The sequence below is a fragment of the Aquabacterium sp. genome (genome assembly GCF_016234775.1).
Classification (GTDB): domain Bacteria; phylum Pseudomonadota; class Gammaproteobacteria; order Burkholderiales; family Burkholderiaceae_C; genus Aquabacterium.
This window is the reverse complement of record NZ_JACRAH010000031.1, coordinates 70,014-89,734: the sequence shown is the minus strand read 5'-3', so window position 1 is coordinate 89,734 and position 19,721 is coordinate 70,014. Positions and strand designations below refer to the sequence as shown.

16 protein-coding genes are annotated in these 19,721 nt (G+C 61.5%); 14 read left to right on the top strand and 2 right to left on the bottom strand.

All coding sequences use genetic code 11. The features are described 5' to 3' along the window. Positions 1-6: 6 nt before the first annotated feature. The 14 genes from acpP to nagZ all read left to right on the top strand — a co-directional run bounded on the left by acpP (position 7) and on the right by nagZ (position 14,055). A complete protein-coding gene (gene acpP / locus HY836_RS09085) occupies positions 7-246 on the top strand; it encodes an acyl carrier protein (RefSeq protein WP_035034663.1) in 240 nt (79 codons plus the stop codon). 80 nt (positions 247-326) lie between these two features. Then, on the top strand, positions 327-1,571 hold the full coding sequence (gene fabF / locus HY836_RS09080) for a beta-ketoacyl-ACP synthase II (protein WP_290675640.1): 1,245 nt from the start codon (positions 327-329) through the stop codon (positions 1,569-1,571). Between the two features lie 55 nt (positions 1,572-1,626). Continuing rightward, positions 1,627-2,406, top strand: coding sequence for a hypothetical protein (locus tag HY836_RS09075; protein WP_290675638.1), 780 nt, complete (start codon positions 1,627-1,629; stop codon positions 2,404-2,406). 104 nt (positions 2,407-2,510) lie between these two features. Then, positions 2,511-3,116 carry an RNA polymerase sigma factor RpoE gene (gene rpoE, locus HY836_RS09070; RefSeq protein ID WP_290675772.1) on the top strand — a complete coding sequence of 202 codons (606 nt, stop codon included), beginning with the start codon at positions 2,511-2,513 and terminating at the stop codon, positions 3,114-3,116. Positions 3,117-3,229: 113 nt separating this feature from the next. Continuing rightward, positions 3,230-3,955 (top strand): sigma-E factor negative regulatory protein, encoded by a 726-nt coding sequence (locus HY836_RS09065; protein WP_290675636.1) that lies wholly within the window; start codon positions 3,230-3,232, stop codon positions 3,953-3,955. A gap of 182 nt (positions 3,956-4,137) precedes the next feature. Then, entirely contained in the window at positions 4,138-5,694 is a 1,557-nt protein-coding gene (locus HY836_RS09060; protein WP_290675634.1) for a DegQ family serine endoprotease, read from the top strand. Between the two features lie 420 nt (positions 5,695-6,114). Continuing rightward, on the top strand, positions 6,115-7,923 hold the full coding sequence (gene lepA / locus HY836_RS09055; protein ID WP_290675632.1) for a translation elongation factor 4: 1,809 nt from the start codon (positions 6,115-6,117) through the stop codon (positions 7,921-7,923). After that, positions 7,923-8,894 carry a signal peptidase I gene (gene lepB, locus HY836_RS09050; RefSeq protein ID WP_290675630.1) on the top strand — a complete coding sequence of 324 codons (972 nt, stop codon included), beginning with the start codon at positions 7,923-7,925 and terminating at the stop codon, positions 8,892-8,894. Before lepA ends, lepB begins: the two co-directional genes overlap by 1 nt. A gap of 15 nt (positions 8,895-8,909) precedes the next feature. Continuing rightward, positions 8,910-9,296, top strand: a complete 387-nt coding sequence (locus HY836_RS09045; RefSeq protein ID WP_290675628.1) for a DUF4845 domain-containing protein — start codon at positions 8,910-8,912, stop codon at positions 9,294-9,296. Positions 9,297-9,354: 58 nt separating this feature from the next. Beyond that, positions 9,355-10,146 (top strand): ribonuclease III, encoded by a 792-nt coding sequence (gene rnc, locus HY836_RS09040; RefSeq protein ID WP_290675626.1) that lies wholly within the window; start codon positions 9,355-9,357, stop codon positions 10,144-10,146. A 186-nt stretch (positions 10,147-10,332) separates the two neighbouring features. Continuing rightward, the gene (gene era / locus HY836_RS09035; protein ID WP_290675771.1) at positions 10,333-11,292 is read left to right on the top strand and encodes a GTPase Era; all 960 of its coding nucleotides are present in this window, start codon (positions 10,333-10,335) and stop codon (positions 11,290-11,292) included. A gap of 6 nt (positions 11,293-11,298) precedes the next feature. Further along, positions 11,299-12,072 (top strand): DNA repair protein RecO, encoded by a 774-nt coding sequence (recO, locus tag HY836_RS09030; protein WP_290675624.1) that lies wholly within the window; start codon positions 11,299-11,301, stop codon positions 12,070-12,072. After that, on the top strand, positions 12,069-12,902 hold the full coding sequence (locus HY836_RS09025) for a pyridoxine 5'-phosphate synthase (RefSeq protein WP_290675622.1): 834 nt from the start codon (positions 12,069-12,071) through the stop codon (positions 12,900-12,902). The genes recO and HY836_RS09025 overlap by 4 nt, the downstream gene beginning before the upstream one ends. A gap of 25 nt (positions 12,903-12,927) precedes the next feature. Further along, entirely contained in the window at positions 12,928-14,055 is a 1,128-nt protein-coding gene (gene nagZ, locus HY836_RS09020) for a beta-N-acetylhexosaminidase (RefSeq protein WP_290675619.1), read from the top strand. Positions 14,056-14,086: 31 nt separating this feature from the next. Here nagZ and HY836_RS09015 read toward each other — a convergent pair whose 3' ends face one another. After that, positions 14,087-15,973 (bottom strand): long-chain fatty acid--CoA ligase, encoded by a 1,887-nt coding sequence (locus HY836_RS09015; RefSeq protein WP_290675617.1) that lies wholly within the window; start codon positions 15,971-15,973, stop codon positions 14,087-14,089. A 179-nt stretch (positions 15,974-16,152) separates the two neighbouring features. Then, a complete protein-coding gene (locus HY836_RS09010; protein ID WP_290675615.1) occupies positions 16,153-19,110 on the bottom strand; it encodes an Rne/Rng family ribonuclease in 2,958 nt (985 codons plus the stop codon). Positions 19,111-19,721: the final 611 nt, after the last annotated feature.

The window sequence follows — 19,721 nt, the reverse complement described above, 5'->3', positions numbered from 1 at the left end:
GGAGTCATGAGCGATATCGAAGCACGCGTCAAGAAGATCATTGCAGAGCAACTTGGTGTTGCCGAGTCTGAAGTCAGCCCCGAGAAGGCCTTCGTTGCCGACCTGGGCGCCGATTCCCTGGACACCGTTGAACTGGTGATGGCCCTCGAAGACGAGTTCGGCATCGAAATCCCCGACGAAGAGGCTGAAAAGATCACGACTGTGCAACTGGCGATCGATTACGCCAAGTCGCACGTCAAGGCCTGAGCCGATTGAGTCAGACCAAGGCCCTTGCTCGCTGAGCTCGGGCCTTGTTCACATCGAATCAACCCTTTTCAAATCCAAGCATGACCCGTCGTCGCGTCGTCGTCACAGGCCTGGGCCTGGTTACCCCCGTGGGCAACAATGTTCAGGAATCCTGGTCGAATCTGGTTGCTGGCCAATCCGGCATCCAAACCATCACCAAGTTCGATGCCTCGGCGTTCGCCTGCCAGTTCGCAGGTGAGGTCAAGGGCTTCAACATCGAGGATTACATCCCCGCCAAAGAAGCCCGTCACATGGATACCTTCATCCATTACGGTCTGGCTGCTTCCATGCAGGCCGTCCGTGATGCGGGCCTGCCGACGGGCGAGGCCCTGACACCCGAGCTGGCCGAACGCATTGGCGTGATGGTTGGCTCCGGCATTGGTGGTCTGCCCATGATCGAGCAGACCCACAAGGAATACACCGATCGCGGCCCTCGCCGCATCTCGCCCTTCTTCGTGCCCGCATCGATCATCAACATGATCTCCGGCCACGTGTCCATCCAGTACGGCTTCAAGGGCCCCAATATCGGCGTGGTCACGGCTTGTACGACGGGCTTGCATGCCATCGGTCTGGCTGCCCGCATGATCGAGTACGGCGATGCCGACGTGATGGTCGCCGGTGGCGCAGAAGCCACCGTGTCGCCCTTGGGCATTGGCGGCTTTGCTGCTGCCCGCGCACTGTCCACACGCAACGATGATCCCAAGACGGCTTCACGCCCCTGGGACAAGGACCGTGATGGCTTCGTGCTGGGTGAGGGCGCTGGTGTCATGGTGCTCGAAGAGTACGAAAGCGCCAAGGCGCGTGGCGCGAAGATTTACGCTGAACTGGTCGGCTTCGGCATGACCGGTGACGCCTATCACATGACCGCACCGGATGTAGACGGCCCCAAGCGCTCGATGCTGTCGGCGCTGCGCAACGCCGGTATCAACCCCGATCAGGTTCATTACCTGAATGCGCACGGTACCTCCACGCCGCTGGGCGATGCCAACGAAACGAACGCCATCAAGGCGGCGTTTGGCGACCACGCGAAGAATCTGGTCGTCAACTCGACCAAGTCCATGACGGGACACTTGCTGGGTGGTGCTGGTGGCATTGAATCCGTGTTCACGGCGCTGGCTGTGCACCACCAGATCTCGCCTCCCACGATCAACATCTTCAACCAGGATCCCGAGTGCGACCTGGACTACTGCGCCAACACCGCGCGCGAGATGAGGATCGACGTGGCCGTGAAGAACAACTTCGGCTTCGGCGGCACCAACGGTTCGCTGGTGTTCAAGCGCGTCTGATTGACGGGCGCTTGGGCACATTGGTTTGCAGCAAGTCAAGATGGCCCCGCACCCCATGATGAGACCCAATGCCTGGGCCCTTTGGTCGGGCTCGGGGGGCTTGCCAGCTGTGCATCGCACCGCAGCCCTGTTCTGGTTGGCTGGTGGCGCGATGGTGCTCGCCTGGGTGGTTGGTCTGGTTCATGAAGCCATTGTCTGGGGTAGTTCGCCTCTGCTCCTGACAGCCGGGCTGTCTGTGGCTGTGGGGTGGTGCTGGCTGGCCTGGTCAACCTGGTCCGTCTGGCGTGCCGATCAGGCGCCCATGACCTTGTTGTGGACCGGGCCGGTGCGTGAGGTCGAGGAAGATGGCATACGCCTCACTGTAGGCGGTTTTCGGCTTGCGCAGTGGGATGCCGCCGTGCGCATCGAGGTGCAGATGGACCTGCAGCGCTGGATGTTGTTGCGGGTCATCTCCCTGAATGCCAGTTCTCCTCGCCAGACCTGGTTGTGGCTGGATGCCAAGGCGCAACGGCCAGGTGCTGCGGCACCGCAATCGCGTGACGCCTTGCATCAATTGAGATCCCTTCTGTATCTGGCGCCTCAACGCCGGTCGGCCTTGCCTGCAAAGCCATCAAGGCGAGGGGGCGCGGTCTCCGGGGTGATTCGGACAATGGCATCATGGCTGCCACCATTCAAATCAGGATCCAAGTTGCGTTCATCTGTCATGCCCCCCGGGTCGCTTTCAGGGCTGAGTCATCTGCATTCCGGCGCAGAGTCTGTCTTTCCCTCGACGCTGGTCATGCGTGACGAGGATCGCCGTGATGGTGTGGGTACTCGTGCCGGAGAACGCTCGTGAAGCCTCAGGAGCCAGTCGATCAGGCGCAGCCTGACCAGACTGCGTCGCCTCATGTGCGCCTGTCGGTCGCGGAAGCTGCCGTACATACTGAGCCGGTTGACCCGATTGTGGACGTCGATGCGGCCTTGGTTGAGCGGGTGCAGCGCGGTGACCAGAAGGCGTTCGAAATGCTGGTGGTCAAGTACCAGCGCCGCATCGAGCGTTTGATCGCACGCATGGTGCGGGATGTGGACCTGGTTGAAGACATCGCCCAGGAAACCTTCATCCGTGCCTATCGTGCGCTGCCCAATTTCCGTGGCGAAAGCGCGTTCTACACCTGGCTTTATCGCATCGCCGTCAACACCGCCAAAAAGGCCATGATTGGTCTCAAGCGTGACCCCGTTCTCACTGAATCGGCCATGGCGTCGGTCAATGACGAGGAAGAGGGCAGCTCTCGTGTGGAAAACGAACTCAGCGACGGCGAAACGCCGGAATCCGTTCTGGCCAGTCGACAGATTGCCCAGACGGTGAATGCGGCCATCGAGTCGCTGTCCGAAGATCTTCGCCAGGCCATCACCTTGCGAGAGATCGAGGGCCTGAGTTATGAGGAAATTTCCGAGATGATGAACTGCCCCATCGGCACGGTTCGCTCGCGGATTTTTCGCGCCCGGGAAGCCATCGCGACCCGCCTGCGTCCCTTGCTGGATACCCGGCAGGGCGAACGCTGGTGATGACGTTCGCTCAAATGTAAATCTGAGTGAACTTTTTTCAGTTGGATGAGTCTGTCTGTCATGTGGATGACGCGTGATGCGACATCCGGGGCGTGTATCAGGAGCAAATACGCATGTCTGACCGTTTCAGTGACAGTGACGCCGTCCGCGAAGCCCTGTCGGCGTTGGCTGATGGGGAAGCTCAATCTCAAGAGGTGGCCCGTGCTTGCGCTGCCTGGCGCGAGCAGCCCGATGCCCGAGCCGCATGGCAGGCGTATCAGGTGATTGGTGACGTGATGCGTTCGGATGATCTGGCGCATGGCGCATCCGGCGATGCCTTCCTGGCCAAATTCCGCGAACGCCTGGCGCAAGAGCCTGTGGTGCTGGCGCCGAGTGCCGCTCAAGCCGTACGTGGCGCGCCTGACATCGTCCCGACGCCTGCCGTGGTGCACACACTCAAGCGTCGCGCCTGGGCTGGGCCGATGGCCGTGGCCGCTGGCTTTGTCATGGTAGTGGGTGCCTTGATGTCGTCTCAGATCTTGCCCGTCGGCAACGGTGCGGCCTCGGGTGACGCCGCGCTGGCGCAGTCGGGGGGGGGCTGGGCAACGACGGCAGGTGGGGTGGGCCACGCTTATGTTCCCACGCAATGGTCTGGTAATGGCCTGGGGGCAGACGCCACCCGCATGTCGGGTTTGTCCATTGAAGGCGGCGCGTCGTTCAATCGTCCTGGTGACATCGTCATCGTTCGCGATCCGCACCTGGATCAAGCGCTCGCTGCCGAGCAAGTCGGCTCATCCGGCGAGGCCTCATTTGCCGGTCAAGGGCAATTGATCAGACAAGTGGTGTTTGACGGCCGCTAACACAGCCGTCTTTCCGCCTTACGGGCCGCTGTTCAGCTTTCGGGTTGCAGCGGCCTTGATCTTTGTTATCTTTACTTCTCTTCACACCGCTTGAGTGAACTGTCAGCCATTTGTCTGGCTCCTACGTTGTAGTTCCTGTCCCTTCAATTTGTATCGTTTTTTTGTCAAACGAGGTTTTGCAAATGACGTTTTCCAATCAGTCAGTCTCTTCGACCCCTTCCGTCGCTCGCCGCACGCTGGTCGTCGGCTCGGTGGTCTCGGCCGTGGCGCTGGTGCTGAGTTCCAGTTTGTTCCCCCACGCTTCACAAGCGCAGCAGCCGGCGCCGATCGTGGCGCCTGCAGTGCAGCCCGCGGCGCCTCAGGCACCCTTGCTGGTTAAAGGTTTGCCAGACTTTTCGGAGTTGGTTGAGCGCGTGGGCCCATCGGTGGTAAGCATTCGCACCACGCAGCGCATTGAAGAGTCCGAGGAGGGCGATGACGAGGCTGATGCCCAGATGCGTGAGTTCTTCCGCCGCTTCTTCGGCACGCCCATGCCTGGCCAGACACCACGCAAGAATGCGCCCAAGAAGGGCGGCGAACATGGCGAAGAGCGTCCACGTGGCCTGGGGTCGGGCTTCATCGTCAGCACCGATGGCTATGTGATGACCAACGCGCACGTGGTCGATGGCGCGGACGAGGTCTACGTGAACCTCACGGACAAGCGCGAGTTCAAGGCCAAGGTGGTGGGTGTTGACAAACGCACCGATGTGGCCGTGCTCAAGATCGAAGCCAGCAAGCTGCCCGCCGTGGCGATTGGTGATGTGGGCAAGCTCAGGGTGGGTGAATGGGTGATGGCCATTGGCACACCATTCGGCCTGGACAACACGGTGACAGCCGGCATCGTCAGCGCCAAGGCGCGTGACACCGGTGAGGAGATCCGTTTCATCCAGACGGACGTGGCGGTGAACCCCGGTAACTCGGGCGGCCCTTTGATCAACATGCGCGGCGAAGTCGTGGGCATCAACTCTCAGATCCTCAGCCGCTCGGGTGGCTTTATGGGTATCTCGCTGTCGATTCCCATTGATGACGCCATGAAGGTGGCCGAGCAACTGCGCTCAGGCGGCAAGGTGGTTCGTGGGCGCATTGGTGTCGCCATTGCGCCGGTGACGAAGGATGTGGCCGAGTCCATTGGTCTGGGCAAGCCGGTGGGCGCCCTGGTCCAAAGCGTGGAGGCTGGCACGCCTGCCGAGAAGGCCGGTCTGGAGGCTGGTGACATCATCACCAAGTTCGGTGGGCAGGCCATCGACAAGGCGCCTGATTTGCCACGCCTGGTTGGCGGCACCAAGCCCGGTACAAAGACCTCCATCCAGGTTTTCCGTCGTGGTGCCTACAAGGATCTGAGCATCACGGTAGCCGAGCTGGATGCGGCCAAGGCCAAGGGTGAGAAGGCAGAAGCGGGCAAAGCTGAAGCCAAGCTGGCCGCGTCTGCCCTGGGCTTGAACATCGCCGATCTCAACGCCGAGCAAAAGCGCGAGCTCAAGCAGAGCGGCGGTGTGTTCGTGGAGTCCGTTGAAGGCCCTGCCGTTCGTGCGGGCCTGCGTGCCGGCGATGTGATTTTGGCCGTTGCCAACGTGCAGATCAGTGGCGTCAAGGAGTTCGAGGCCGTGCTGGGCAAGCTCGATCGCAGTCGTCCTGTGAGCGTTCTGGTGCGCCGTGGTGAGTGGGCGCAATACGCGGTGATTCGCCCGAATGCCAAGTAAACAGTGATGACGGGCGTCAAGGCGCCTGCTCGCTGGCAGCGACCCTGATCGGTATCCGCAAGCCGATCAGGGTTTTTTATCGCGAAAAAATCACCGAAAACTTGATTGAAGTGAAGGGTTGTTGGTTGCGCTCGACAGGCCATTTTGCTGTTGATAACTGAGCGGGCGGCGTTGGGATTGCCGATACAATCCCTGGGCTGGCGAATCCTCCCCCAAGAAGCAAATCAAATCGCTCAAGTTACCCACAGTGGCCTGTTGATAACGTGTGGATAACAATTTTGAGGGTGCTCGCAACATCCCTGTTCATGGCTGTGACGCGGCCTTTTCAGTGGGGCTTTTCGATACAATGAAAGCCCAACAAGCAGTTGCCATACGTTTTTGTTGGAAGGCGCGTCACACCTTTGGACGTGCCTTTTTTTTATGAATCACATCCGTAACTTTTCGATCATTGCCCACATCGACCACGGCAAGTCCACGCTGGCCGATCGCATCATCCAGCGCTGTGGTGGTTTGAGTGACCGTGAGATGGAAGCGCAGGTTCTCGACTCGATGGACATCGAGCGTGAGCGCGGCATCACCATCAAGGCCCAGACGGCCGCACTGCAATACAAGGCCAAGGATGGCCAGGTCTACAACCTCAACCTCATCGACACACCGGGCCACGTCGACTTCTCGTATGAAGTGAGCCGCTCGCTGTCCGCCTGCGAAGGTGCCTTGCTGGTGGTGGATGCCAGCCAGGGTGTGGAAGCCCAGACCGTGGCCAACTGCTACACCGCGCTCGACCTTGGCGTTGAAGTGGTGCCCGTGCTCAACAAGATGGACCTGCCGCAGGCCGATCCCGAGCGCGCCAAGGCCGAGATCGAAGACGTGATCGGCATCGATGCCACCGATGGCATCCCCTGCTCGGCCAAGACCGGCATGGGCGTGGATGAGATCCTCGAGGCCGTCGTGGCCCGTATCCCGCCACCCCAGGGTGATCCGGATGGCCCGCTGCGCGCCATGATCATCGACTCGTGGTTCGACAACTACGTGGGCGTGGTCATGCTGGTGCGCGTGGTCGACGGCCAGTTGCGCAAGGGTGAGCGCATCCGCATGATGGCATCCAACGCCGTCTATCCGGCCGAACACCTGGGCGTGTTCTCGCCCAAGTCTGAAAACCGCGAGTCGCTCAAGGCAGGCGAGGTGGGCTTCATCATCGCCGGCATCAAGGAGTTGCAGGCCGCCAAGGTGGGCGATACCGTCACCGTGGAAAAGAAACTGCCCAACAACGCCGGTCCGGCCACCGAGGCGCTGCCAGGCTTCAAGGAGATCCAGCCGCAGGTGTTTGCGGGCCTGTATCCCACCGAGGCCAGCGAGTACGACCAACTGCGCGATGCGCTGGAAAAGCTCAAGCTCAATGACTCGTCCTTGCGCTATGAACCTGAAGTCTCGCAAGCGCTGGGCTTTGGCTTCCGCTGCGGCTTCCTGGGTCTGCTGCACATGGAGATCGTGCAGGAGCGTCTGGAGCGTGAGTTCGATCAGGACCTGATCACGACCGCGCCCAGTGTGGTCTACCAGGTCGAGCTCAATGGCGGTGAAGTCATCGACGTGGAGAATCCCTCCAAGATGCCTGAGATCGCCAAGATCAAGGAGATCCGCGAGCCTATCGTCACCGTGCACCTTTACATGCCGCAAGACTATGTGGGCCCCGTGATGACGCTGGCCAACCTCAAGCGTGGCGTGCAGCTCAACATGGCCTACCACGGCCGTCAGGTCATGCTGACCTATGAGATGCCGCTGGCCGAGATCGTGCTGGACTTCTTCGACAAGCTCAAGAGCGTGTCCCGTGGCTATGCCTCGATGGACTACGAATTCAAGGAGTACCGCGCCTCCGACGTGGTCAAGGTGGACCTGATGATCAACGGCGACCGCGTGGATGCGTTGTCCATCATCGTGCACCGTGCCCAAAGTCAGTACCGCGGCCGTGCCGTGGCGGCCAAGATGCGCGAACAGATCCCGCGTCAGATGTATGACGTGGCCATTCAGGCGGCCATCGGCGGCAACATCATTGCCCGCGAGAACATCAAGGCCCTGCGCAAGAACGTGCTGGCAAAATGTTATGGCGGTGACATCACGCGTAAGAAGAAACTGCTCGAAAAACAAAAGGCCGGTAAAAAGCGCATGAAGCAGGTTGGCTCCGTCGAGGTGCCACAAGAAGCGTTCCTGGCCATCCTTCAAGTGGACGATTGATGAGTTTGATCACAGGTGTGTTGTACGCTGCCTTGGTGGCGTACCTGGGGGGCTGGTATGTGGGCCAATGGCACGGCAACTTCTCGCTGCTGCTGTTTGTGCTGACCCTGGTCACGCTGGTCTATTGGCTGGCCGAGCGCTACAAGTTCCAGCCCGAGCGCGAAGCCGCTGCGGCCAAGCTGGTGGCCGAGGACGAATCGCGCCGTGCGCAGTTGGCCAGCCAGGGCATTGCCCAGGTTGACGGCAACGTGGCGCAAGCACGAGACAAGCTGCTCATGCAGCCCTGGTGGCTGGACTGGACTGCTGGGCTGTTTCCGGTCATTTGCGCTGTCTTCCTGATGCGCTCCTTCCTGTTTGAGCCGTTCAAGATTCCGTCGGGTTCGATGATCCCGACGCTGCTCGTGGGCGACCTCATCCTGGTCAATAAATTCCACTATGGCGTGCGTCTGCCGGTGATCAACAAGAAGATCATCGCCAACAACGAGCCCCAACGTGGCGACGTGATGGTGTTCCGCTATCCAGTCAACACCAGTCTGGACTACATCAAACGTGTCGTCGGCGTGCCGGGCGACGAGATCGCCTACATCAACAAGAGCTTGACCATCAATGGCAAGCCCATCGAGAAAACGGCCATGGCCGAGTTCTATGATGAAGACAGCTTGCGCTACTACTCGCGTTACATGGAAAATCTGGCACCCATGAAGCACAGCGTGATCGAGGACAAGAATCGACCGGGCTTCATTCCTCAGCAAGCCGTTGAAGATTTCCCTGGCCGTGAAAACTGCCGCTACAGTGGTGAAGGCGTGGTGTGCAAGGTGCCGCCAGGTCACTACTTCATGATGGGCGACAATCGCGATAATTCTCTGGATTCTCGCTTCTGGGGTTTTGTGCCTGATGAAAACATCGTGGGCAAGGCCTTCGTGATCTGGATGAACTTCGGCGATTTCAAACGCATCGGTTTCTTTCAATAAGCCAGGACAGACATGATGAACGTGGCGTCTCGTTCTTCTTTCGCTCGTCGCTCGCCATCGGCGCAGTCGGGCATCACCTTGATTGGCCTGCTGTTCTGGGCCGTGTTGATCTCTTCCTTTGCGCTGGTGCTGATGAAGGTGTTTCCGGCGGTGACCGAATACCGCACCATCCAGAGCATGGTCAACAAGGCTGCGCGTGAAGGCGGCAGCACCGTTGCCGAGATTCGCGCCTCTTTTGACCGGTCAACGCAGATCGAGTATGGCGTGACCTCCATCAGTGCCAAGGATCTGGAGATCACAAAGGAAGACGACAAGGTCGTGGTCAAGTTCGCCTACGACCGGGAGATCGAGCTGATTCCGCCGGTCTACCTGCTTTTGAAGTTTGAAGGGCAGTCCAAGTGAGGCTGGCCTTTTGGCAAATCTCTTTTCACGGGCCTGAGTTCAGGCCCGCTTTGTTTTAATGGCAAGCACGTCCAAGCGCAATCATCACGATGGCCTGAGTTCGGCTCAGGCGCTGACGCCCGCATTGCTGGCCTTGCAGCAACGGCTTGGCCACGTTTTTGCAGATACCCGATTACTGGCGCGAGCCGTGACCCACAAGAGCTTCGGGGCAGATCATTACGAGCGACTGGAGTTCCTGGGCGATGCGGTGTTGAGCCTGGGCGTGTCGGCCTTGTTGTACAAGCAGTTTGACCGCAGCGATGAAGGTGATCTGACTCGCGTTCGGGCGCATCTGGTTCGTCAGGACATGTTGCACAAGCTGGCGCAACAGTTGGGTTTGCCAGAGGTGATGCGCCTGAGCGAGGGCGAGGCCAAGGGAGGCGGCGCGCAGCGGCCCTCGATTCTGGCTGACGCGCTGGAGGCCATCATCGGCGCCGTGTACCTGGATGCGGGCGCTGATGCCGCACGTGATCTCGTCTTGCGGCTGTTTGAGCCGTTGGTGGTCGAGTCCACCATGGACGGCTGGAGCAAGGACGCCAAGACGGCCTTGCAGGAGTGGCTGCAGGGGCGCAAGATGCCGACTCCGACCTATACCATCGTTGAAACAAAAGGCAAGGCGCATGAGCAAACGTTCGTCGTAGCCTGTGAGATGCCCGCGCTGGACCTGGCTGTGACGGGCGAGGGGCTTTCTCGCCGTGCAGCCGAGCAGGCAGCTGCGCAAGCAGCGTTGGCCCAATTGCAATCTACCTCGCCCAAAGACTTGCCAAAGGCCAGCAAGGCCACTGTGGTGGTCAAGAAAAAACGCGTCTGACGCATCGCTCGAACAACCTCATTACATACCGCCATGCCGAAGAAGCCCTCCACTCCATCCAGCGTGCAGCCCGCCGCCAAGTCCGCACCCAAGTCGAGCCCGAAGCCCAAGGCAGCACCGAAGCCCAAGGCCAAGGCGGTTGACAGCGCCAATCCGGATCTGGACGCGATGTTGTCCAAGCTGTCGATGGCCAAGACCAATGGCGGCGAGCAAGCGGTTCCACCCGAGAAGCAGCGTTGTGGCCTGATCGCCATCATTGGTCGGCCCAACGTGGGCAAGTCCACCTTGCTCAATGCGCTGGTGGGGCAGAAGGTGTCGATCACCTCACGCAAGGCGCAGACCACGCGCCATCGCATCACCGGCATTTGCACAGAAGGCGATACGCAGTTCGTGTTTGTCGATACACCTGGCTTTCAGACGCGCCATACCGTGCGTGGCACGGCTGCGCTCAACCGCAACCTGAACAAGACCGTGCAGGCGACCTTGTCCGATGTGGATGTGGTCATGTTCCTGGTTGAGGCCGGCAAGTTCGGCCCGGATGACGCCAAGGTGGCGGCCTTGCTGCCCAAGGAAAAGCCTGTGCTGCTGGTGGCCAACAAGCTGGATCTGGTGCACCGCCGCGAGGACCTGTTCCCCTGGCTGCAAGGCCTGCAGGAGCACCACACCTTCACGGAATTCGTGCCGCTGTCTGCCCAGAAGGAGGCCGATACCAAGCGCCTGCTGGGCATCGTGCGGCCCTATCTGCCCGAGCAAGGCTGGTGGTATGACCAGGAGGCGCTCACCGATCGCACGGACCGCTTCATGGCCAGCGAAATCATCCGTGAAAAGCTGTTCCGCCTTACGGGTGACGAGTTGCCCTACACCTCGACGGTGGTGATTGATCAGTACACCGAGGAGCCACCGGTGCCCGGCAAGTCCAAGTCCACGGGACTGGTGAAGATCGCTGCCACCATCATTGCCGAGCGCGAGCAGCACAAGGGCATGATCATTGGCGACAAGGGCGAGCGCCTCAAGCGCATCGGTACGGAAGCGCGCACCGAGCTGGAGCGACTGATGGGCACCAAGGTGTTTCTGGAGATTTGGGTCAAGGTGCGTTCGGGCTGGGCCGATGACGAGGCCCGTCTGCGCACCTACGGCTACGAGTAAGGTTCAGTGGCGCGCGCGGCTCAACGTCCCGGTTCGGCGGCCTATGTGCTGCACAGCCATGACTGGAGCGAATCCAGCCTGATTCTGGACCTGTTCACGCGGGACCACGGCCGTGTGGTGGCCGTGGCCAAGGGCGCCAAACGGCCATATTCGCAACTACGCCCTGTGCTGATGCCGTTTCAGCGTCTGACGCTGGGCTTTGGTGTCAAACGCTCGGAAGATGCCGAAGTGTGGCTGCTGCGTCAGGCTGAGTGGGCGGGTGGATCGGCCTGGCCGGGTGGCGCTGCACTGCTGCCTGGCTTCTACCTCAATGAACTGCTGCTGCGCCTGATGGTGCGGCACGACCCGCACCCGGCCTTGTTTGATGCCTACGCGCAAACCTTGCAGGCCATGGGTGACCCCAGCCTGCTGCAAGCCGCATTGAGGGCTTTCGAGCTGACCTTGTTGCGCCAGTTGGGGCATTTGCCGCAGATGTCGGTCGAAACCGTGGGTGCGCGGCCTGTCATCGCTGGCCGTGCCTACGAATTGCATTCCGAACTGGGCGTGCGCGAGGCGCAGTGGGTGGGCGAGCCCAGCGCGGGCCCGGTCGTGCTGGACGGCCAGGTGTTGATGGACATTGAACAGGCCCTGTCGCTCAACACCACCATTCCCACGCTCATGGCGGCCTGCATGCCAGCTTTGAGTGAACTCAAAGCCCTGTTGCGCACCTTGATTCACTATCATCTCGGTTCCCAGACGCTGCGCACGCGCCAGCTCATGATGGAGCTACAACAACCATGACCTATTCTGGCTCTCAACTGACCGCCGTGGACGCGCCTTTGCTGGGCGTCAACATCGACCACATCGCCACGGTGCGCAATGCGCGTGGCGGGCGTTTCCCCGATCCTGTGGCGGCGGCCCTGCTGGCGGTCGAGGCCGGTGCGGACATCATCACCTTTCACCTGCGCGAAGACCGCCGTCACATCCGTGACGAGGACGTGGTGCGCCTGAAGTCGAACCTGTCGGTGCCGCTGAACTTCGAAGCCGCGGTGACCGACGAGATGCTCGACATCATCGAGCGCACGGCGCCCGAGCATGTGTGCCTGGTGCCCGAGCGCCGCCAGGAGATCACGACCGAAGGCGGGCTGGATGTGCTCGGCCAACGCAGCCGCATGCAGGAGGCCTGCGCCCGTCTGGCCAAGGCCGGTTGCCGCGTGTCGCTGTTCATCGGTGCTGACCCTGCACAGATCGAGGCGGCGGCCGAAGTGGGCGCGCCTTGCATCGAGTTGCACACCGGGGCCCTGGCCAATGCCTGGTGGGACGGCGATGCAGCCTTGCTGGCACATGAGCTGGACCGCCTGAAGGCCGGCCTGAAGCTGGGCCGCAGCCTGGGTCTGCGCACACATGCTGGCCATGGCCTGGCGCTCACGCAGAACCTGCCGATCGGCGATGACAAGATCAAGCCTGGACAGGTCAGCAGCACGGCGCTGGTTGCGGCGCTGCCGGATGTCAGCGAACTGCACATTGGCCATGCGCTGATGGGCCATGCCCTGTTCGTGGGCCTGCGCGAAGCCATCGCCGATTTCAAGGCCGAGTCCATCATCGCCCGTCGCCAGGCGGCCGCAGTCTGAATCACCCTTTTACACAAGCTACAACATGAGCAAGAAAAGCAAGAGCAGCCAGGCAGCCGGTCAGGAACTGACGGTCGAGACCATCGCCCATTCGCCCGTGGTGATCGACATCGAAGGCCTGAGCCTCAATGACGATGATCGCCGCCGCATCGCGCACCCGTTGACAGGCGGCCTGATCCTGTTTTCGCGCAACTGGTCCAACCGCGCGCAACTGACGACCTTGTGTGCGGAGATCAAGTCCATCCGCCCCGACGTCCTGATCTGTGTGGACCACGAAGGCGGCCGCGTGCAGCGTTTTCGCACCGATGGCTTCACCCAGGTGCCTGCCATGCGCAGCCTGGGTGAGATGTGGATGAACGATGGCAAGGGGGGGCAGGGCGCAGGTGCACTGGCGGCCACCGACGCTGCCACCGCCTGTGGCTATGTGCTGGCCAGCGAGTTGCGCGCTTGTTGCGTGGACCTGACCTTCACGCCCGTGCTGGACCTGGATTGGGGCGAAAGCGGCGTCATCGGCGATCGAGCTTTCCACAAAGACCCGCGCGTGGTGTCCATCCTGGCCAAGAGCGTGATGCATGGCTTGCTGCTGGCCGGCATGGCCAACTGCGGCAAGCACTTTCCGGGGCATGGTTTTGTCAAGGCCGACTCCCATGTGGACGTGCCCGTGGACAAGCGCAGCCTCAAGGCCATCCTGGCCGATGACGCCAAGCCTTACGAATGGATGAGCACCTCGTTGACCAGCGTGATGCCGGCCCACGTGATTTATCCAAAGGTGGATGCGGCGCCTGCGGGCTTCTCGCGCAAGTGGCTGCAAGACATCCTGCGCGGCCAGATGGGCTTCACCGGTGCCATCTTCAGCGATGACCTGAGCATGGAAGGTGCGAGCGTGGCGGGCAACCACACGCAGGGCGCCATTGCCGCGCTGAATGCGGGCTGTGACATGGTCCTGCTGTGCAACCAGTCCCTCAACGGCGGCAAAGCCGTTGACGAGTTGCTGGATGGCCTGACCGAGGCCCTCGCTTATGGCGACTGGGTAGCCAGCGCCGACAGCGAAGCGCGCCGCCTGGACCTGTTGCCCCAGACGGCGCCACTGACCTGGGACGAGTTGATGCACTCACCTCAGTATCAGCAGGCCTTGTCGAAGCTGCCGCGCTGAGCGGCAGCGCGCATGATCAGCCGGCCTTGGCTCAGTTAGCGTACAACGCGTTGATCAGGGCCTGTTGACGCTCCAGCACCACCTTGCGCTTGACCTTGAGGGTGGGCGTCAATTCGCCGCCCTCGATGGTGAAGGGCTCTGTCAGCACAGCAAACTTGCGGATCTGCGCGACGCGGGCCTGCAGTTCGTTGGTGTGGTCAACCGCCTTTTGCAAGGCAGCCAGCACCTTGGGGTGCTTGTGAAGATCGGGCGCCATCTCAAGGCCATTCGCTTTGGCAAAGTCAGCCAGACTCTGGGCTTCCAATGTCAACAAGGCCGTGAGGTAGTTGCGGCCATCGCCACACACCACCGCATACTCGATCAAGTGGCTGTCCATCAAGGAGGCCTCGATGTTGGCTGGCGAGATGTTCTTGCCGCCTGAGGTGATGATCAGGTCCTTCTTGCGCCCTGTAATGTAGACATAGCCTTCTTCATCCACATGGCCGAGGTCGCCAGTCAGCAACCAGTCGTCCACGATGGTCTGCGCGGTGGCGGCAGGCTGGCCCATGTAGCCGTGGAAGATGTGCGGCCCGCGGATGAGCAATTCCCCATCATCGGCGGCGCGTATCTCGGTGCCAGGCAGGACCTTCCCAACCGAACCGATCTTGGTGTGGCCCGGCAGGCTCAAGGTGGAAGGCCCGCAGGCTTCGGATTGCCCATAGCCTTCCCGAACATGGATGTTCAGTCCCGTGAAGAAGCGCAGGCTCTCCGGTGAGATAGGGGCTGCTGCTGTCACCAGCAGGCGCGCCTGATCGAATCCCAAGGCCTCCTGGACCTTCTGGTAGATCAGCTTGTTGGCCAGGTTCTTCTGCAGCGTCAACCAGGGGTTGGGGCGCATCCCGTCCATATCCTGCATGTTCCAGCGCTGGCCAACCTTCAAGGCCCATTTGGCCAGTTGCGCCTTGAAGCCTGTCGCCTGTGCCAGTTTGGCCTCGATCGCCACCTGCATCTTTTCCCATACGCGGGGCACGCCAAAGAAGATCGTGGGTTTGACCTCCTTGAGGTGCTCGCCCAGTTTGTCGATGCTCTGGGCAAAGTAGACCGCAAAGCCGCCGTAGACCTGGTTGTGCATGGTGGCCATCTGCTCGGCAATGTGCGCCAGTGGCAGGTAGGAAATCATGCGGTCGTTCTCATCAACGTGGAACAACTGACCCATGGTGTTGGCCGTCCACCAGAGGTTGCCATGGCTGAGCATGACTGCCTTCGAGGGCCCTGTTGTGCCGGATGTGTAGATCAGCGAAGCCGTGTCCTCCGGCTGGATGGCCGCCAGGCGTTTGTTGATGAGGCGTTCGTACTCGGCCTCCTGGCTGCCCAGTCCTTGCACCATGAAGTCCTGCCAGGCCATGGTCTGGCGATGGCCGAGGCTCTTGGGGCTGCCTTTGATCTGAACGACGTGGCGCAGGTGATTGAGACGCTCGGCGCAGGCGGCCACGCATTCGAATCGGTCCTCATCCTCCAGCACCAGCACGGGGGCCTTGCAGTGGTTCAGGATGTATTCGATGTCGGCAGTCGAACTGGTCCAGTAGATGCCAACGGGGATCGCGCCAATGCTCATGGCGGCGTAAGCCGCAATGGACCATTCGGGCCTGTTGAAACTCAGGATGGCGACGGCGTCACCGTGTTCGACGCCCAGTGCGAGCAGGGCCCGTGCAGCCTGACGGATTTGTACCGCGTAGTCCTGCCAGCTGCAGGCCTGCCATTCGCGTTCACCGCGAACCCAGTAGGCAGGTTTCCCGGCCAGGCGAGACGCGGTTTCGAACAGTTTGAGGGGGGGGGCAATGAACTCTGCGAACACGGTGGCCTGGCTGGCTTGCTCTCTGTTGTGTGATGAGGGTGAAGGCCAGGGGCGCGCCGATTCGGCGGCTGAAATAGGGGGCATGCCGGTCTCCAACTTTGATCCAGCCATTAGATGGCATGCTTGACGTATGCGTCAACACCTTGGCGTATAGGTGAAACCCTCGTGTTATTTCTTGTTAGACATGCCTTCAACTTCGAGGTTGTTCGGGCATGAAAAAACCCGGCACGAGGCCGGGTTTGATGCGTTGGTGAAAAGCGCCTTTAGGCGGCATTTTCAAACGGCAGGGTGATCTGGCTGAGGTCCTTGCGGGTCTCGACCAGAATCAGCGGGCCTTCGTCCAGCACCACGGCAGGCTTGCGCTCACGTGGTACGTGTACAGGCTTGGGTTCGGCCGCAATGGCTTCCTGTACGGCGCGGATCTTGTCCGCATCCGAATTCACCCATTCCAGGCCAGCGGACTGGGCAATGGCTTGCAGATCACTGATCTGCAGGATGAAGGGGGCTGGTGCTGGTGCTGCCACGGCGGCAGGCGCTTGAGCTGGTGCAGCTTGTGCAGTTGCGGGCTCAACCGTTGCTGGTGCGGCGGCTTCGTACGCGGCTGCAGGCTGACTGGCAGTCGCGTTATCGTCAGCCAAGGCCGTGAGGGGCAAAGCAGTCGACATGACCGATTCGGCTTGCGGCTGGGTGTCGGCAAACGCAGATGCCTGGGCATCGTTGTTATCGCTACCTTCAACGCCTTCACCACCTTCGCGGCGATCGCGACGGCCCCGGTCACCTCGGTTGCGACGGCGACGGCCGCCTTCCTGGCCTTCACCTTCGGCACCTGCCTCGCCACCCTCGGTAGCGGCGTTGCCTTCAGCACCTTCGTTGGCGGCGTCAGTTTGATCGGCGCCTTCCAGTTGCGTCTGGCCTTCTTCGCGTTCACCACGGCCACGACCACCACGACGACGGCGGCGGCCACCTTCGCGTTGTTCGCCTTCGGCTGCGGGCTGACCGCCAGGCACTTCAACCAGACCTTGTTGCTCGGATGCGGCTGCGCTGGCCTGGCCAATTGCTGCGGCTTCGGCGGCAATGGCCTCACGGTTGATCACCGGACGCTCGCCGTTGCGTTCGCCACCACGGCCGCCACGGCCACGGCGACCTTCGCCACGGTTGTTGCCGCTTTCTTCCGTGCGGGCGATGTCGGTGCCCTCGGCGTTCGGGGCGCGTTCTTCACGGCCCTGGCGGCGGCCACGGCCTTCACGGCCCTCGCGGGCTTCGCCACGCTCGGCCTTGTCGCCACGCTCGCCGCGTTCACGACGCTCGCCATTGCGGTCTGCGCCTCGCTCTCCACCGCGTTCGCCTCGGCGCTGACCGTCACGACGACCGCGGCCTTGGCCCTTGCCGCCTTCCTTGGTCTCGTCCTTGCCGGCCGGGGCGGCAGGTGTTTCCACCGGTGCTGGTGTCGCGACAGGTGCAGGCGTTTCGCCAGCACCAAACAGGCGCTTGATCCAGCCAAAGAAGCCGCCAGACGAGGCGGGTGCAGGGGCAGGGGTGGGCGCTGGCACGTGCACCGGCACCATGGCGGTGGCCACGGCAGGGTGATCGTGATCAGGCTTGGTGATCGCCACTGGCGCTGGTTGGTCAGGCAGCACACCCTTGATCACGGGCTCTTGCTTGGGCTTGGCCTTTTCGCGGCGGGTGATGCCGACTTCCTCGTCCGGCTCCTCGATCATCGAGTAGCTGGCCTGGATGTTTTCCAGGCGAGGATCGTCATGGCGCAGGCGCTCCAGCTTGTAGTTGGGCGTGTCCAGGTGCTTGTTGGGCACCAGCAGCACGGTCACGCGCTGCTTGAGTTCGATCTTGGTGATCTCGGTGCGTTTCTCGTTGAGCAGGAAGGAGGTCACTTCCACCGGCACTTGAACGTGCACGGCGGCCGTGTTGTCCTTCATGGACTCTTCCTGGATGATGCGCAGGATCTGCAGCGCCGAGGATTCGGTGTCGCGGATGTGGCCGGTGCCGTTACAGCGCGGGCAGGTGATGTGCGAACCTTCGCTCAGCGCCGGGCGCAGACGCTGACGCGACATTTCCAGCAGGCCGAACTTGGAGATCGAGCTGAACTGCACGCGGGCGCGGTCAAAGCGCAGCGCATCACGCAGGCGCTGTTCGACCTCGCGGCGGTTCTTGGACTCCTCCATGTCGATGAAGTCCATGACGATCAGGCCACCCAGGTCGCGCAGGCGCATCTGGCGGGCGATTTCGTCAGCCGCTTCCAGGTTGGTGCGGAAGGCGGTTTCCTCGATGTCGCTGCCACGGGTGGCGCGCGCCGAGTTCACGTCCACGGCCACCAGGGCTTCGGTGTGGTCGATCACGATGGCGCCACCGGAAGGCAGGTTCACCGTGCGGCTGAAGGCCGTTTCGATCTGGTGCTCGATCTGGAAGCGCGAGAACAGGGCGGCGTCATCGCGGTAACGCTTCACGCGGTTCGACTGATCCGGCATGACGTGCAGCATGAACTGCTTGGCCTGCTCGTAGATGTCGTCGGTGTCGATCAGGATTTCGCCAATGTCCGAGGTGAAGTAATCGCGGATGGCGCGAATCACCAGGGAGGACTCCTGATAAATCAGATACGCGCCCTTGCCGGCGCCGGAGGCTTCGTCAATGGCCGTCCACAGCTTGAGCATGTAGTTCAGGTCCCACTGCAGCTCGGCTGCGGTGCGGCCGATACCGGCTGTGCGGGCGATCAGGCTCATACCCTTGGGGTATTCGAGCTGATCCATGGCTTCTTTCAGCTCTTCACGCTCGTCGCCCTCGATGCGACGGCTCACGCCACCACCACGGGGGTTGTTGGGCATCAGAACCAGATAACGGCCAGCCAGGGAAACGAAGGTGGTCAGGGCTGCGCCCTTGTTGCCGCGTTCTTCCTTTTCGACCTGGACGAGCAGTTCCTGCCCTTCCTTGATCACGTCCTGGATGCGAGCGGAGCGAACCTCCACGCCTTCCTTGAAATACTGGCGCGAGATTTCCTTGAATGGCAGGAAGCCATGACGTTCTTCGCCGTAATCGACGAAACAGGCTTCCAGCGAGGGTTCGACGCGGGTAACGACGGCTTTATAGATATTGCCTTTGCGTTGTTCGCGGCCTTCGATTTCGGTTTCGAAGTCGAGCAGTTTTTGCCCGTCAACGATCGCCAGGCGCCGTTCTTCCGGCTGCGTGGCATTGATCAGCATGCGCTTCATGTGGTCTCCACAGATCGTATCGAGGCCCCTCCGGGATGGCGCCGGAAAAGCCTCCACTCACCTCGGCCTTTTCAGGTCGGGGCAGCGTTCATGCACGAGCAACGATGTGGAACCGAAGGAATTGCCGTGGGCTGTCAGTGACGCGAGAGGCGTTCTTTCAGCAGGGGCGCGCGCGCCGAGACTTGGACACGAGCCTGCCGCCACCCCACGCCGGCTGCAGCATGCGCGTCAGGCGCAATCAGCCGGGTCAATGAGGCGGGGGAAGGGGCACCATCACGCTGGAACCCGAACGCGGCACGGCGCAGCGCGCCGGCTTTCACTGCACGAAACGGCAAGCGAAAGGCGGCCTGCGAGCAGGCGGGGCGGTTGGGGGGCGTGGTAGGCCGGGGCACGTGGGCAGTCACTCGACGCAGACCCCAGCGGCTTGCAGATGCCTGGAAGGCACGCTCGACGCTGGAATCCAATAAACCTTGAATCGTGGTTCTTTCAACGTTGGCTCTGACACGGACTTCCCGCTGGCAAAACCACACCTTGGGTGGTTTCTTCCGGCTGGCAGACCGTGCTGCATCACCATCAATTTGGCGGGACTCCCCGCCTTGCCCTGCTATGGC